This is a genomic window from Chryseobacterium gallinarum (assembly GCF_001021975.1).
In the GTDB taxonomy this organism is placed as follows: Bacteria; Bacteroidota; Bacteroidia; order Flavobacteriales; family Weeksellaceae; genus Chryseobacterium; species Chryseobacterium gallinarum.
The window spans coordinates 167147-181469 of record NZ_CP009928.1 but is presented as its reverse complement, the minus strand read 5'-3'; the positions used below and the strand labels follow the sequence as shown (position 1 = coordinate 181469).

Annotated in this window: 15 protein-coding genes; 12 read left to right on the top strand and 3 right to left on the bottom strand. The window is 36.2% G+C overall.

The genetic code is table 11. From position 1 onward, the window contains the following. The first annotated feature begins 18 nt into the window (after positions 1-18). Together OK18_RS00805 and OK18_RS00800 are read left to right on the top strand one after the other, a co-directional pair. Positions 19-717 (top strand): DUF1826 domain-containing protein, encoded by a 699-nt coding sequence (locus OK18_RS00805; protein ID WP_053326762.1) that lies wholly within the window; start codon positions 19-21, stop codon positions 715-717. A 120-nt stretch (positions 718-837) separates the two neighbouring features. Beyond that, positions 838-2637: a hypothetical protein gene (locus tag OK18_RS00800; RefSeq protein WP_053326761.1), complete on the top strand. Its 1800-nt coding sequence runs from the start codon at positions 838-840 to the stop codon at positions 2635-2637. Between the two features lie 193 nt (positions 2638-2830). Here OK18_RS00800 and OK18_RS00795 read toward each other — a convergent pair whose 3' ends face one another. Continuing rightward, a complete protein-coding gene (locus OK18_RS00795) occupies positions 2831-4063 on the bottom strand; it encodes a tail fiber domain-containing protein (protein ID WP_053326760.1) in 1233 nt (410 codons plus the stop codon). A gap of 191 nt (positions 4064-4254) precedes the next feature. On the opposite strand from OK18_RS00795, the gene OK18_RS21400 reads away from it, so the two are divergent. Next, positions 4255-4401, top strand: a complete 147-nt coding sequence (locus OK18_RS21400; RefSeq protein ID WP_167336341.1) for a hypothetical protein — start codon at positions 4255-4257, stop codon at positions 4399-4401. Positions 4402-4543: 142 nt separating this feature from the next. Here OK18_RS21400 and OK18_RS00785 read toward each other — a convergent pair whose 3' ends face one another. Then, a complete protein-coding gene (locus OK18_RS00785; RefSeq protein ID WP_053326759.1) occupies positions 4544-5125 on the bottom strand; it encodes a YciE/YciF ferroxidase family protein in 582 nt (193 codons plus the stop codon). Positions 5126-5557: 432 nt separating this feature from the next. Here OK18_RS00785 and OK18_RS00780 point away from each other — a divergent pair, with 432 nt between their 5' ends. Beyond that, entirely contained in the window at positions 5558-6274 is a 717-nt protein-coding gene (locus OK18_RS00780; protein ID WP_053326758.1) for a hypothetical protein, read from the top strand. A 315-nt stretch (positions 6275-6589) separates the two neighbouring features. Here OK18_RS00780 and OK18_RS00775 read toward each other — a convergent pair whose 3' ends face one another. Further along, positions 6590-7417 carry a type 1 glutamine amidotransferase family protein gene (locus OK18_RS00775; protein WP_053326757.1) on the bottom strand — a complete coding sequence of 276 codons (828 nt, stop codon included), beginning with the start codon at positions 7415-7417 and terminating at the stop codon, positions 6590-6592. A 263-nt stretch (positions 7418-7680) separates the two neighbouring features. Here OK18_RS00775 and OK18_RS00770 point away from each other — a divergent pair, with 263 nt between their 5' ends. The 8 genes from OK18_RS00770 (at position 7681) to OK18_RS00740 (ending at position 14222) form a co-directional block, all read left to right on the top strand. Then, the gene (locus tag OK18_RS00770; RefSeq protein ID WP_053326756.1) at positions 7681-8433 is read left to right on the top strand and encodes a M12 family metallo-peptidase; all 753 of its coding nucleotides are present in this window, start codon (positions 7681-7683) and stop codon (positions 8431-8433) included. 320 nt (positions 8434-8753) lie between these two features. After that, positions 8754-8894 carry a cyclic nucleotide-binding domain-containing protein gene (locus tag OK18_RS21590; protein ID WP_262486619.1) on the top strand — a complete coding sequence of 47 codons (141 nt, stop codon included), beginning with the start codon at positions 8754-8756 and terminating at the stop codon, positions 8892-8894. A gap of 16 nt (positions 8895-8910) precedes the next feature. After that, the gene (locus tag OK18_RS21585; protein WP_053326755.1) at positions 8911-9156 is read left to right on the top strand and encodes a cyclic nucleotide-binding domain-containing protein; all 246 of its coding nucleotides are present in this window, start codon (positions 8911-8913) and stop codon (positions 9154-9156) included. Positions 9157-9294: 138 nt separating this feature from the next. Then, complete coding sequence (locus OK18_RS00760; RefSeq protein WP_053326754.1) at positions 9295-9744, top strand: Hsp20/alpha crystallin family protein; 450 nt, start codon at positions 9295-9297, stop codon at positions 9742-9744. Positions 9745-10037: 293 nt separating this feature from the next. Next, a complete protein-coding gene (locus tag OK18_RS00755) occupies positions 10038-11156 on the top strand; it encodes a cation:proton antiporter domain-containing protein (RefSeq protein WP_238555056.1) in 1119 nt (372 codons plus the stop codon). A gap of 388 nt (positions 11157-11544) precedes the next feature. Further along, the gene (locus tag OK18_RS00750) at positions 11545-11967 is read left to right on the top strand and encodes a low affinity iron permease family protein (RefSeq protein ID WP_050020218.1); all 423 of its coding nucleotides are present in this window, start codon (positions 11545-11547) and stop codon (positions 11965-11967) included. 371 nt (positions 11968-12338) lie between these two features. After that, a complete protein-coding gene (locus OK18_RS00745; protein ID WP_053326753.1) occupies positions 12339-13400 on the top strand; it encodes a 3-oxoacyl-ACP synthase III family protein in 1062 nt (353 codons plus the stop codon). 225 nt (positions 13401-13625) lie between these two features. Continuing rightward, positions 13626-14222 (top strand): Crp/Fnr family transcriptional regulator, encoded by a 597-nt coding sequence (locus OK18_RS00740; RefSeq protein WP_053326752.1) that lies wholly within the window; start codon positions 13626-13628, stop codon positions 14220-14222. Positions 14223-14323: the final 101 nt, after the last annotated feature.

Sequence of the window (14323 nt, the reverse complement as noted above, 5' to 3'; positions counted from 1 at the left end):
GGACGGAACTTCTCAAATATGGACAATATATTTTCTGACAACACTCAAATTGGAACAGTTTCTACCTTTTCTGAGCTGGTGAATACTCATTTCCAGGGGATGATAAATGCCCTTTGCTGGTACAGGACTTTAGATGGGGATTTTAAAGAAATTGTTTCTAAACTCCGGTTAGAAGATACGATCACAGAAATTTCCGTGGAAGACCTTTTGACACTGGAATTATCAGAAAAAGGGGAGAGGGCAAGAGAGGTTATATTGAATGATATACAGGCATTGACGGATTTCGGGGCAGCTCCTTCCCTGAACCTGCTTAAATGTTATGAACGGGATCAGGAATTTGATTTTATTTCAACTGATGTCTATTCCTATCATGTTGATCGTTCGCCTGTTGGTACGGACACTTTTTTATGTACCTATTATGGGGCTGCAAGCGATATTCTTCCCAACCATCAGGCAGAGCAAAAGATTCTGATTCCGGAAATCCGTGAAAAGCTTAAAGAATTACATGATGGTCCGGAAGAAGAATTTGAAGACTTCCTGAAAGACGGCTTCTTTGATCTGCATTATCAGCCTAAGCCCGGTGCGGAGCCTGTTAATTTAGGATTAGGACATCTTTGGAGGTTGGCTGTGGACCATCCTGAACAAAAAGTTTTACCCTGCGTGCATCGCGCTCCTGTTGAGAATGAAGGTGAATACAGGTTGCTTTTGATTTGTTAAGTATTTTTTGATTGGTATCTCCTACTTTTACTCAAAGGTAGTATTTGATGAATATTCTCCTGCTTTTTGAGTCTGTTGGCTTATAAATTGTTGCTATACCTGCATTGAATTTGATAACCAATGACTAGATCGATTGTAATTTTAATTTTCTGTTTAAGTGGTTTCTTTTGTTTACATGCACAGGAAAAGAAAGATTCACTGTATTATAAAATAGAAGAATTTTCAGATAAAAGAAAAGTCACGAGATTTATTCATCGTTTGATATTCCGGAGAGAGGCAGATTCCACTTCTGTGAAATCCAGGATGGAAAAACTGACGCAGGTGGCCTATAATAAGAAATATATCAGAAATGTCAGGATAGAAACAATAGATCCTTTTGGATACGGCTCGAAAGATCAGAAAGAAAAATTAAAATGGTATGATTGGCTGGCAGATCATCTTCATCCTACTACAAGGGTTTCTACTGTTGACCATTATTTGCTTTTTAAGAAAGGGGAAGAATATAATGCTCAGAAGATCTATGAGTCTGAACGTTTGCTGAGGGCAATGCCTTTTGTAAACAGGGTTCATATCAGTGTTTCCGACAGTACTTCCGGCAAAGATTCAATTGATGTTGTGGTAAGGGTTCTTGATTCCTGGAGCCTGAAACCAAGGCTGAGCTATTCAGGGAGTACAATGGGCCTGGGACTTACCGAAGAAAATGTACTAGGTTTAGGGCATACCTTTGATTTCCTTTACAGAAATGATTCCAAAGAAAAGCAGAACTATCTTTTAGGAAGTTATACTGCTTATAATCTTTTTGGTTCTTACATTAATGCCCAGGTTCTTGGAGAACGGGATTTTTTCAGGAATGAAAGGGTTAATTTCAATGTCAGAAAAGATTTTTTCTCTCCTTTAACAAAGTGGGCGGGAGGTTTTACTTTCGAATATTTTATGCGGCATGTTTTGCTTCCGACAGAAGCTGATACTCACTTTCCTGAAGTTCAGATCAAAGTGTATAATCAGGATTTGTGGGGTGGTTACCAGATACCGGTTTCATCTGATCCCGGTGAGAAAATTTTCAGCAATATTGCCATCATAGGGAGGTTTCAGAATTACAGGTATAAAGACAGTCCCGGAATTGATCAGTATAAGTATTTCAGCTCTTACAACAGTTTCCTGATGTCTGTGGGATTTATTAACAGAAAATTTTCCGTTCAGAAGAATATTTTTCAATATGACCTACCGGAGGATATTGCTTATGGCAATTCATTAAGTTTTACCGCAGGCGGTTTATCAAGGGATAAAGTAGTGAACCCCTATGTGGGAGTTTCCGCATCTTACGGTAATTTTACAAAGCTGGGGTATTTTACTGTAAAGGCCCAGTTCGGAAGATTTTTTAATGAAGATAGCCGGAACCGTGAATCTTTCCGTCTGGATGGAACCTATTTTACGCCACTTATGGATTGGAAATTTGCCAAAGCGAGGCATTTCTTTTCCCCGACTTTAGCGTTAGGGAATCCACAGCACAACTATTCCTATAAAGACAGGATCAATCTTTCTTCTCCGGATGAATTTCCCGTTTACAATTCAGATTTTATCGGAACAAAAAAACTGGTATTGAGATACCAGCTTCAGCTTTTTATCAATAAAACCTGGAAGAATTTTCATTTTAGCCCGTATCTGACAATGGCGGCTGGCTGGCTGGGGATGCCTGATGATAAACTCTTGAAAACAAAGACCAATACAAAAATAGGTATTGGAGTTTTAATTAATAATCCTTTTCTGGTTTTCAACAGAATTCAGATTTCATTCATGTATTATCCTAAGGTTCCTTTTGATAATCATTCGGTTTTTGACTTTAACAGTAACAGGAATAATCTTTTACCGATGAACAGTTTTGCGACGGAGGTTCCTCACTTCGTGAATTTTGGTAATTAATTGTATTCTGGAAAATAATTGTTTTATGGACTCACCGGAATATCTGTTTAAAATGTCAGAAATTTTGTTATTCATGGATAATGTTCGCTAGTCTGAATTTTAAACTGTAAATAAGGCCATCTTATAAAAGACAGCCTTAACTCATCGGTGTGTTAATAGAACCTTATTACTATTGATCTTTAATTTTAAAACATTACAAACCTATTTTCTTTTTAATCTGTTCAATTTCGTTCATTAAATTCTTGTTCTCAATGTTTTGTTTATCAATTATATCCTGTTGTCTGAGGATCATGTTTTGCTGTTCCTGTATTGCTCTCGTCAGAACAGGAATCAGTTGGTTATAATTCATTCCATAGTTCTCTTCGTTTCCTTTTGGTTTTTCTACAGCTTCAGGAATAATTTTTTCCATTTCCTGGGCTATAAAGCCAACCATATGTTTTCCTTTACCGTCTCTCCAGTTGTATTCAACCGGTCTCATTTTCATAACTGCTTCCAAACCATACTGAGTGTTCTGAATATCCTTTTTAAGACGCAAATCAGAAGTTTGTATCACTCCGTTTACGGCATAAATTGCACTCCAGCGGTTTGTGGGTACTCCGCTTGAAAAGATCCCGTCCAGAGATGGAACAATATGATCAGTAAATCCAATGTATCCCTCACCGGAAAAATCCAATGTAACACATGTTCCACAAGGCGTGGAATGTAAATAGCCAGGAGTTATAGTAAATATTGCTGCATTGGCTCCGGAAGTGTCTTCAATTCTTAAACCATTATAAGCTCCGAAATCCGGACTGGCTAGGTGGAACCTGCCTACAGGAGAGGAAGTCCCAATGCCTACAGCACCAGAGGAAGAAAATGTAGTTCCAAATGCAGTACCATTGATATTTAATGCATTTCCGTTATTAGTAATTGTTGTTCCCTGAGAAAGCAGACCACCCAGTCTGACATCAGCGCCGGAAATTGTTAACCCGTTACTTGCGGTTATACTATTATTAGTTATAGTGCCTTCCCATGTTGTTGCAGAACCCGTAAGGCCGGTATTGATAAGCTGTAAACTTTGATTCGCAGCGATAGTTATATTTGTACTCCCATTAATCTTTTCTGATCCTGCAGGAGTTACTGTAATATTAAAGGGTGTATTGTTTTTTATTGTGTAGACACGTCCTTTAAAACTGCCGGTTCCGGTAACAGATGCAGGAAGAGTAAATACACCATCGGATGTTCCATTATACGAAATAAAAAAATCTGAAGGGCTTACCGCATAATTAGGAAGTGAAACTACATTGTATGTGGCAGCAAATGATCCATTGACATCCAAAGTAGAACCAGGTGCCGAAGTATTGATTCCTACATTTCCTGCCTGTGCTGAAACTACAGTGCATTTTAGACCCGCTAATAATGCAATAAAAAGAATGCTTTTTTTCATTAATACTTTTTTTATTTAACGTTAATTTAAGATAGCTGAATAAGAAGTAAGTTCTTAACTATTGGGATTAAGTTTGTTGTGCAGCATACTGTTCTTACTCAATGCGAATTTAGTTACCCCTGTGATGGCAACAAAAGATTATTTGTACACATTTTTTTACAATGTTGTGCAGACTTGTTTACAAATTAAAGATGGACACAGCAACTTGGCTATTATTAACAAGTGATGGTTTGGCTACATGGTCTTCCACAGTGACAGCGGCATTTGCCACTAACTGGACTTCATACGGAGGAGCAGCTGGTGAATCCATCACGGGTGGATCCGAACTTTTATCTTGATTTTGTGAAATTTCAGAACTGATTTTAAGGTCCCTCTGATGAATATTGATTCTCAAAGCATGTAATGAAAAAAAGAGGCTGTCTCATTTTTAGAGACAGCCTCATATTTTTAATTGGCGAAATATTCCCAAAGGTGGGTTTGTTACAATGCTTTACTATTCAGACCTGTATCAGCAACTTTTGTCAGCAACTTATCGCATTTTTTTTCCTCATTCAGGGTTGCCAGAAGATTTTTCAGGCATGTATTTTCCTTAAGGACCTTTGCGTAGGCTGCAAGTGTTCCATAGGTTGCGATTTCATAGTGTTCCACTTTTTGTGCAGCAGCTATTATCCCTGCATCCCTTATAGTTCCCGGCTCTGTTTCTTCCATGATACTTTTTCCTTCATCAAGAAGTCCTTGCATGGCGTCACACTTTTTTGCCTGAGCTCTTTTTTTCAAGGATTTAAAACATTCCTCAAGTCTTTTTACATGGATTTCGGTTTCCATAAGATGATTTTCAATAGCCTGCTTAAGTTTTTTATCGGTTGCATTCTTATGCATTTTAGGTAATGTTTTAACCAAGGCTTTTTCCGCCCAATAAATGTCTTTCAGACCATCTTCAAATAAATCTTTAAGGCCTTTTGCAGCGTCCTTTTTGGCTGGAGTTTTTGTTGTTTTTTTAGCTGAAACTGATTTTGCAGGTGCTTTTTTTGTTGTTTTCTTTGTTACGGTTTTAGTTGCCATAATATTTTGGATTTAGTGTAATTATTTTAATTGCTGCAATTCTAGGGCCATTTGTGTCAAAGGTTCACGGTCAGAATGGGTATATATCACTTTGATCAGCATAAAAATGTTGTAATATGAAAAGTATTTGGCCAACTTTTAATTAGCTGTTTTTTCATCCTTAGATAAGACAGGGGCTTTTAGATGTCGTTTGTCATTGGCTTTCAGGCTGATGGTCAATTTTTTCTGAGGAGGAATAATAGTTGAAAATTACAATGATAATTTTAATAGTGCTTCTAGGGGAGATTTACCATTATTCTTGATTTTATCATTACTTTTCAAAACTTATTTTAATTAAATACATAATTATATTTGTATATTTTTATGAATTTATTTTTATTTTTAAATTTAATTTATTAACTTTATATCAAACTAATCCAAAAACTATTTACTATGAAAACCTTTAAGCTTTCTGTATGCTTATTGCTATTAAGCATCTTCATTCTTGTAGTTAAATCATGTTCAACAACCGAAGAAAGGGAATCTGTTACCAATCAAAATGAGATTAATAAAGAATTTGCAGGAAAAACTTCTCCGGGCATTACCGAAGACGAGTATCAGCAAATGATGCGGAACTTAAGAAGTGATATCGATGATATTCTTAATGAAACAAAGCCAGACAACTTAACCCTACAGGAGTATAAAATCAAACTCATTGATGGCAAGTTGTTTTTGCCTCAAAGTGCTCAGGAGCGAATCCTTAGCAGTTCCCAAAATCTGGCCAATTATGGAAGAGAATTAGCTTCCATAAATGATATTGATATAGATGTGAATGATGATTCTGAAGTTTTAGCGTTAGGCGGTTTATATTCTCCTGACGATGATCTTGGCAAGACATTTACTGGATTTGCCCGTATAGTTTCACAAACAGGCAGTACAATCCAAAAAAGTACGAATACTTTAACATGGGGTGAAGTTGGAGAATGTGCCGCTGTGGCAATTGGTGCTGATGCTTTATGGGCATTGGGAGGCTCTTCAGCAGCTACATGGGGTGCGGCAGCGTTAACAAGAGCATTTACTGCTGTTGCTAAAAGATTTTTAGGACCTATTGGTGTTGCCATTGCTGTGGTATCTTTCGGGGTTTGTATCGCCCAACAGGCAAATGATTAAAAGATGGAAATAGCATTATTACCATTAATATTTTATATTCTTAGTATAAGAATCAGAAACCTGCATGAGGCTATTAAAAGAAAGCAAAATGTAGGATATGAAGCTATGCTTTTGCTTACAATAACTTTTTTAATACTTGGTCTGTTATTCTATATCAGGTACATCATAAAATAATATATTGCTATACTTATCAATCATAAAACAGAAGGCTGGGAAATTTTTCCAACCTTCTGTTTTTTCTTACTGCTTAATAAGGAAAATGAACTTTCCATTTACAGATTATAAAAAAGGATCGTAAAATCTGTTGAGCTGCAACTATTGGATTGCATTTCTTTTTATAAAGTTCAAAGTGTCAGGGAGTAATGGCTTTTTTATTCTTTCTCCACTGAATAAATCAAATACAGAGCCTTCGGTGAGGATGTGTCCTCTCAGATTTTTTTTATAGACAGAGGTTCTTTTTTTTGAGCATTTGTTATTAACATTTCTTGCATTCACCACCATCACGGAGCTGTTGCCCATACAAGATGCTCTGTATCCTTTTTCAATAATGAATGCCATACCGGCATTTATTCCTATCGCCAAGCATTCCTGATGCTGAATAACGGCATCCACTAAATATGTAAATCTTGTTCCATGCCTGAATTTCGTATCAATAATGCAGTTATTAACTAACCCCAAACCTGTTACCAGGTTTCCTTTATCATGGAGTACCAATCCCGGAAGGTACATTCCTCCTGCATTAATTCCGGCAATGGTAAAGTTTTCTTCGTGCAGATATTTTTTGACCAGCAGATCCGGTATTGATGAATCTTTTAAGATTTCAGAAAAATGCGGATTATCAAAAACAATTATTTTAGCCTCTGAAATTCTTGAATAATAAATGCCTGAATCTTCCTTCCGGAGAAAAATACAACCAATATTATTGTAGCCTTCTTTTTTTAATGCTGCATCTTTACCACCATTTTCTAAATGATCTGAAGTTGTCAAAATTTCAATGCGTACAGTTTTTTGTTCTGACGACCGGGTAAGAATTTTCAGTAACAGATCATATGGTGTCAGCCTGCCCTCTGATTCTTCATCAGTTTCTTTATCATTGCCGCGAATGATAATGATTCTGCCTTTAGGTGTTATTGTACTTTCCATTTTATGTAAATGATGGTATTGTTCGACATGATTCATCGCCTCTCACACATGAGTTTAATAATGTATCCGGAATTTTCCGGATACCTTTCTTACTGATGAATGCTGCTGATGAATTTTTATAATGATTATGTTTGGTTACCTCAAACTTAGTTACGAAAAAACCTAAAATTTATGATGCTGATCACAATGGCTGACTAAAGATTACTTAAAAAATAATGAACAATGACAATAATTTTGTAATTTTAAATATATAATCTCACAGTATGCTTAAAAAATTCAATCTTGCGTTCCTGGTTTTTCTTTTGTTGATTTCTTGTGAGAGAGACAGTGAGTTCAGCAATGGTTCAGGCAATTATAATCATACCCGTTCTGTAGGTTCGTCTGCTAATGATTTGCTGAATAATAGTACCTATAATGCATTGGTCATTGAAATACTGTATATGCCCGGGTATGCACCTGATGCCAATGCCATAGAGTTGGTTAAGAACTTCCTGTCAACATTCCTTAAAAAGGAGGGAGGAATAAGCATTATACAAAAAGAAATTGCAGGAGCAACTTCTGCCAGTTTATCAGTGGAAGATATCAGATCAATTGAAAATTCAAGCCGGACGGCTTTTACCAATGGATCTACAATGGCTGTGAGCATAATTTATACAAATGGGCAATACTATGCTAATGCCAGTACACTGGGAATAGCCTATCGTAATACCTCTATCGCTTTGTTAGGAAAAATAATTCATGATCATTCAGGAGGCTTTGGACAAGTTAGCCGGACAAAACTTGAAGCTACTGTATTGGAACATGAGTTAGGTCATTTACTGGGACTTGTTGATCTGGGATCCCAAATGCAGGTCAATCATAAAGACGCAGCCAATGGCAATCATTGTGATAATAAGAATTGCCTGATGTACTATGCTTCAGAAACTACAGATATCCTGGGCTTCCTTAACACCAACAATATTCCTCAGCTTGATACGAACTGTAAGGGTGATTTGACGGCAAACGGAGGAAAATAACCGCTATTTGTTTAATTTAAGGAGAAGGATATGCACTACTCAGGTTTTTATTTTTTACCGGTAATAAATGAGCATCAGAAGACGTAGTTTGTCGTGAAGTTGTAATGGGTTGAAAAGTAATAGATTATAAAATTAATTACTGGCCTGATACAATGGAAAACACAACTAATAGTCTAAATTTTGCTCATCATAAATATCATTTTTCCAATAAATTTGGAAAGCTGTGTTAAAATATTTTACAGTATGATTATCGATGAAAATCTTTTACTGCAAAATGGAGCTGTGTACGCGATTATTCCGCAAGGGAATTTATTTTTCAAATGGGAGACAGGCCGCATTATTATTTTCAGATTGTAAACGGAATTGTAGAGGTGAATAATTATCATACGGACGGTAAAGAATTTACCCTCAATATTTTAACAGAGGGGCAGAGTATCGGAGGGAGAATCATTACTTTTTAATGAGAAAATCTATCATATGAATGCTGTTGCGAAAACAGACACCAGAATTTTGAAATTGGCAAGACCGGATTTTCTTGCCATGCTGGCTCAAAATGAGAAACTGATCTTTACATTTTTTCAGCACCTTTCTGACAGGCTATACTATAAATATATCATGCTTTTCAATAATTCTTCGGCTGATCCTATGGTTAAGATAAGGTCCCTGATGGATTATTATCGGTTTCCGTTAACGACATTGGATGAACAAGCATTGTCACTTTGACATTATCATGAAATTTTGACAGTTTTTATGAAAAAAATTCACCTTTCTTGAATTGGTATTTTTTTTGAACCCGATCTGTTAGCAGCTGGCCGGCTGATGTTTAAATAATACATTGTTTAACTTTAAAAGAGCATTATTATGAATCTTATTAAAAGAAATTGGAGCAACATGCCAGGAGTTCCCAATCTTTTCGATGATTTTTTTAATCGCGAGCTTTTTAATTGGGGAAACAATAATTATTCATCTACAAGTACGACCGTTCCTTCAGTGAATATTATGGAAAATGCTGACGCATACGAAGTACAGGTAGCAGCTCCGGGCATGGAAAAAAACGATTTTCAGATTAAGCTTGATGGAAACCTTTTGACAATCTCTTCATCAAAACAGGACAGTTCAGAAACCAAAGAAAAAAACTTTACCCGACGGGAATTCAGTTATCAGTCATTCCAGAGAAGTTTCGAATTGCCTAAAGATGTTGTTGATCAGGAGAATATTCAGGCAAAATATGAAAACGGCTTATTGAAGCTCACCATTCCAAAGAAGGAAGAAGCGAAACAAAAGCCTCCTCGTTTGATTGAAATTACATAATGTGTGATAGTATAGATGAAACAAGCCCCGAACGGGGCTTGTTTCATCATCAAAATAAGCCTGTAACCAGTGCCGGGAACCCACATCTGTTATGGGTTTATACTTTAGTCAGATGCTCGCAGTAATGATTTCGTGGAAGTATTCAGGCATGGATCCGGCATACAGTAAATAGCCTAAACTTCAGTTTATAGCACTTTTTTTCAAAAATGGTAACCTTCTACAATTAAAACTAATGCTATAGTACAGAGAATATGCTTTGGTCAGTATGTATTTTGTGTATAACAACATTGGGAATGATGTTTTTGCTGAAAAAGCTGAAACAGCCCTATCTTATTGCTTATCTTATAGCAGGGATATTGCTTGGTCCCTATGCATTAAAACTCTTTACCCGGCCGGAAGAAATAGAAATGGTTGGCGAAATAGGAATATTGCTGCTTATGTTTTTTGTGGGCATGGAAATTAATATTCCGAATAAAAAGAGCTTAATAATCAAGCCGTTATTGGCACAAGGTATTAAAATACTCCTGAGCCTTCTTTTTGCCTATTTCATTGGTAGGTTCCTTGGGCTTGATTATAAAAGTATTGTACTTATTGCCATGCTTTTTACATTTAACAGTACTGCTGTTGTTGTCGAATTTTTGAAGAAGCATGGAACAATACATACCGCATTCGGGATTGTTATCCTGAATATTTTATTGTTGCAGGATCTTCTTCTGGCTCCGGCTTTAACAGTATTGAAATTCTGGAATGGTGAAGATTTCAGCCTTTTAAACCTTATATTTCCTCTTGCGATCTGCTTGGCTATTTTCTTTATATTCAGAAAAATCAGACATTTCAGGGAAATCAGGTTTTCATCTTCATTTTTAGAGAACGATCATGATTTACAGGTTTTTTCCGGGCTTTTTATTTGCCTCGGATTCGGTTTATTAGCCGAAGTAATGGGGATGAGTGCCGCATTGGGGAGTTTCATGGCTGGAGTTTTGGTAGGGAAAATGAAAGTGTTTCATTGGCTTGAACATTCACTGTTGCCCTTTAAAATTTTCTTCGTTTCATTATTTTTTGTATCCATAGGGCTGCGTATGGATATTCCTTATCTTTTGTCTAACTATAAACTTATTATTTTAGGTACCCTGGTTGTGCTGGTCAGTAATAGTATTATGTCCGCTATTTTTTTCCGGGCATTAAACTTTAAATGGAAAGATAGCCTGTATGGAGGGGCATTGCTGTCACAAACGGGAGAATTTGGAATTCTTGCACTTTCCATTGCCTATAAGACTAATATCGTGGAATATGAACTTTATAAGGCCGGATTAGGAATCACGTGCCTGTCATTGCTGTTTTCAACCCTATGGATTAATCTTGGAACAACTTTTAAAGGACATAAAAAGAATAGTATTAAAGACAAGGCTTAATCATACAATTAAAAATATGGGACCGAACATATAAAAAATTCTTTGCTGCATAGTACAATAATATCTTCATTGTGAGTTCAATCATAAGTCTATATAATTTCAGGCTGTATTTTTGTAACACCATAATAGTTGTAGTTTCCTTCTACTCCTACAACTTTAACCCTCCTTAATAAGAGGGTTTTATTTTCATAAGATTTTAATGATTAAGAATAATCTTACTCATTATGATCTGTTGCAAATCATTACTATTCAGCATATACCGTCAGATTTTGTGGGGAGATTTTACTTTAAGGCTGCAATTTCAGTAATATTTGTGCACATAAAACTCATGACCAGGGTCATAAAATGACAAATTACAGATCTGTAATTTAGAAAAAATTGTAGTATTATGAAAAAGAATTTATTTGACCGATTTGCGGATTGGGCTGTATGCTTCACAGGAAGTGCAGGGGCTTTTATAGGAGCCAGTTTATTGGTTATCATCTGGGCGGCTACGGGGCCGATGTTCAGATTTTCTGAAGTCTGGCAAATGGTGATCAATACCGGAACTACTATTATTACTTTTCTGATGGTATTTCTGATTCAGAAAGGGCAAAACAAGGATTCCAAGGCAATCCAGATTAAACTTAATGAGCTTATTGCCAGCCATAAGCAAGCCAGCAATAAAATTGTAGATATTGAAGACCTTACTGAAGAAGAACTTGATGAACTTCATAAGTTTTATGAAAGAATTGGAAAGACTCCTAAAAAAAGATCAGAATTATCCATAAACCACTCTGATGATGAATATAATAAAACCCGTTATAAATAAATCCTGATATGAGGGATATTAAACGGTTTTAAAATGTAAGGTGGCAAAATTTTAAATGAACAAGCATGCATACTTATTTAAAATAAATTTTTTTTATAGTATAATTCATTTCTAATCAACTACCTTTAGTACCTGAATGGAACTTATGAAAAATATTATAATACTTCAATATCAACGTAACCATAAACTCCGTTTAATAGAATAGCGATAGTATTAACATTCCAATGTCTTAATTATTTATTTAAAGAACATTAAAGTTAGAGCAAATTGATGTTCATAAGCCTCTTGTTAAAATAACAGGAGGTTTTGTTGAATAGCTGATTTAAAATTGAAGTATATTCTAAGCATAAAAAAACAAAAGCAAACATTTCATGAATAGTAAGATCATAGGTGTGGGTAACTGCATTCCGTCAGAAACAATAACCAATCTATATTTTGACAAGCATGTTTTCCTGGATGACAAGGGTATCCTCTTAAAAGATGATAACTTTTCCCTTAGTGAGAAGTTAAAGAAAATAACAGGTATCGAGGAGAGAAGATATGCCAGTGGTGATCAGGTAACATCTGATCTCGGACTCATTGCTGCCCAGGCTGCAATAGAAGATTCTAAGATAGATCCTGAAACGTTAGATTATATAATTTTTGCCCATAATTTTGGAGATGTCCGCTTTGGGACAGTACAATCTGATATGGTGCCGAGTCTTGCCGCAAGAATTAAACATTCGTTGAAAATTAAGAACAATTTTTGTGTAGCTTATGATGTAATATTTGGATGTCCCGGCTGGATTGAGGGAATAATCCAGGCAAATGCCTTCATAAAATCCGGGATTGCCAAACGATGTCTGGTAATAGGGGCTGAAACACTTTCCCGCGTGGTAGATATCCATGATAGAGACAGTATGATTTATGCAGACGGGGCCGGAGCAGTGATTCTGGAAGGGAATTCTGATGATGATTCCGGCATAAAAGCCCATTTATCTTCGTCTCACACCTACAAGGAAAAAGATTTTTTATATTTCGGGAAGTCTTATAACGGAGACCGTTGCTCGGATACCCGGTATATTAAGATGGATGGACGGAAAATCTATGAATTTGCCCTGCTCCATGTACCCGAAGCTATGAAACAGTGTCTGGATAGTAGTGGTTATTCTATCCATCAATTAAATAAAATAATTATTCATCAGGCCAATGAAAAAATGGATGAAGCAATTGTTGAAAGATTTTATCGGTTGTATAATGAAGCCGTTCCCCAGGATATTATGCCGATGGTAATACAAAAGCTTGGTAATAGCAGCGTGGCAACTATCCCGTCTTTACTTACTATGATTTTAAAAGGTGAATTACAACAACACGAAATAAAGAATGGTGATATTGTATTGTTTGCTTCGGTAGGAGCGGGAATGAATATCAATGCGTTTGTTTACAAATTCTAAAAAGCTTTTTAATCAATTATTTTGACGGTTGTTTCTTTTGAGCTCCCTTTCAATTTCGTTGCATCTTTGGTATTTGAATAAAAACAATTATCTAAAGCTTCCTGCTAGAGGCTGATGTATTTGTTTTTATTTTCCTGAAAATCCCGCGATGGTCTGAATTTTGCACTCGGTAACACGCCAATTTTACTAAGATTTTTCATACAAACTACATCAAAAAAATATAATATGATTATCGATGAAAATCTTTTGCTCGAAAATGGAGCTGTTTATGAAGATTATCCCGCAAAGGAAATTATCTACCAGATTGGTGATACACCTCATTTCTATTTCCAGATTGTGCGGGGGACGGTAGAATTGAACAATTACCATGAGGATGGTAAAGAGTTTACGCTAAACATTCTGTCTGCCGGTCAAAGCATAGGGGAGTCTCTTCTCTTTGGAGATAAAAAATATCCCATGAATGCGGTAGCGAAGACTGAATGTAAGATCTTAAAGCTGGCGAAATCTAATTTTCTTTCGCTGATCTCAGAGAACCGGGAAATTATGTTTGACATGTTCCGGCATCTTTCGGATCGCTTGTTTTACAAGTATATGATGCTTTTCAACAATTCGGCTACAGAACCGTGCACAAAAATCAGATCCCTGATGGATTATTACAAGGAATGTTCACGCTTTCAGGATCAATATACCTATGCTGTACCTCTTACACGACAACAAATTGCAAATCTGACCGGTCTGCGTGTTGAGACTGTCATCCGCGCTGTAAAAAAAATGGAGCAGGAAAATCTTCTCAAGCTTGAAGGACGGCAGATATTATATTAATTTTAAGTTTGTATTCCCCGATAAGCCTGCCATTGGCAGGCTTATCGGGGAATTATCAGTAGAGAGAGGGGCATAATACTTTGTTAGCTGTAATTGCCACC

Bases quoted from the DNA above. Each gene is read 5' to 3' on its own strand.
- OK18_RS00805 (WP_053326762.1), top strand. From the start codon at position 19: ATGGACAATATATTTTCTGACAACACTCAAATTGGAACAGTTTCTACC.
- OK18_RS00800 (WP_053326761.1), top strand. From the start codon at position 838: ATGACTAGATCGATTGTAATTTTAATTTTCTGTTTAAGTGGTTTCTTT.
- OK18_RS00795 (WP_053326760.1), bottom strand. From the start codon at position 4,063: ATGAAAAAAAGCATTCTTTTTATTGCATTATTAGCGGGTCTAAAATGC.
- OK18_RS21400 (WP_167336341.1), top strand. From the start codon at position 4,255: ATGGACACAGCAACTTGGCTATTATTAACAAGTGATGGTTTGGCTACA.
- OK18_RS00785 (WP_053326759.1), bottom strand. From the start codon at position 5,125: ATGGCAACTAAAACCGTAACAAAGAAAACAACAAAAAAAGCACCTGCA.
- OK18_RS00780 (WP_053326758.1), top strand. From the start codon at position 5,558: ATGAAAACCTTTAAGCTTTCTGTATGCTTATTGCTATTAAGCATCTTC.
- OK18_RS00775 (WP_053326757.1), bottom strand. From the start codon at position 7,417: ATGGAAAGTACAATAACACCTAAAGGCAGAATCATTATCATTCGCGGC.
- OK18_RS00770 (WP_053326756.1), top strand. From the start codon at position 7,681: ATGCTTAAAAAATTCAATCTTGCGTTCCTGGTTTTTCTTTTGTTGATT.
- OK18_RS21590 (WP_262486619.1), top strand. From the start codon at position 8,754: ATGGGAGACAGGCCGCATTATTATTTTCAGATTGTAAACGGAATTGTA.
- OK18_RS21585 (WP_053326755.1), top strand. From the start codon at position 8,911: ATGAATGCTGTTGCGAAAACAGACACCAGAATTTTGAAATTGGCAAGA.
- OK18_RS00760 (WP_053326754.1), top strand. From the start codon at position 9,295: ATGAATCTTATTAAAAGAAATTGGAGCAACATGCCAGGAGTTCCCAAT.
- OK18_RS00755 (WP_238555056.1), top strand. From the start codon at position 10,038: ATGATGTTTTTGCTGAAAAAGCTGAAACAGCCCTATCTTATTGCTTAT.
- OK18_RS00750 (WP_050020218.1), top strand. From the start codon at position 11,545: ATGAAAAAGAATTTATTTGACCGATTTGCGGATTGGGCTGTATGCTTC.
- OK18_RS00745 (WP_053326753.1), top strand. From the start codon at position 12,339: ATGAATAGTAAGATCATAGGTGTGGGTAACTGCATTCCGTCAGAAACA.
- OK18_RS00740 (WP_053326752.1), top strand. From the start codon at position 13,626: ATGATTATCGATGAAAATCTTTTGCTCGAAAATGGAGCTGTTTATGAA.